Below are 599 nucleotides of genomic sequence, written 5' to 3'. Positions count from 1 at the left end.
GCTGTTCGCGCTCGGCGGCATCGAGGGCAAGCTGTTCGCGCCGCTCGGCCAGGCTTACATCGTCTCGATCCTGGCGAGCCTCCTGGTGTCGATCACGCTGACGCCCGTGATGGCCTTCTACATGCTTCCGGCGCTCGGCCGGCACGCGCATCGCGAGGCCTGGCTCGTCCGGGTGCTGAAGCGCGGCTATGCCGCGACGCTGCGCCGCGCCTACGGCAACGGCGGGCCGATCCTCGCCGCCACCGTGGCGCTGGTGATCGCCGCCGGCGCCGCCGCGCTGTCGCTGCCGCGCGTCTTCCTGCCGCCGTTCAACGAGGGCACCTTCACGATCCTGCTCACCTTCAATCCCGGCGTCTCGCTGCCGGAATCGAACCGCGTCGGCACCATCGCCGAGCGGCTCATGATGGAGATCCCGGGCATCCGCACGGTCGGCCGCCGCACCGGCCGGGCCGAGCTCGACGAGCACGCGGAAGGCATCCACGTGACCGAGCTGGAAGTGGCGCTCGACCGCGGCCGGCCCAAGCAGGAGATCGTCGCCGACATCAGGACGAAGCTCGCCGTGCTGCCGCTGTCGCTCAATATCGGCCAGCCGATCTCGC

The 599-nt window shown here is 70.8% G+C and carries 1 protein-coding gene; it reads left to right on the top strand.

Features of this window, described 5'->3' with window-relative positions:
- A partial coding sequence (locus tag ABTU92_RS28355; RefSeq protein ID WP_408094922.1) for an efflux RND transporter permease subunit occupies nt 1–599 on the top strand: 599 nt, incomplete at both ends.

The organism is Rhodoplanes sp. SY1, assembly GCF_046000175.1.
Taxonomy (GTDB): domain Bacteria; phylum Pseudomonadota; class Alphaproteobacteria; order Rhizobiales; family Xanthobacteraceae; genus Rhodoplanes.
The sequence above is the reverse complement of the archived record's forward strand: the minus strand, read 5'-3'. Positions and strand labels throughout refer to the sequence as shown.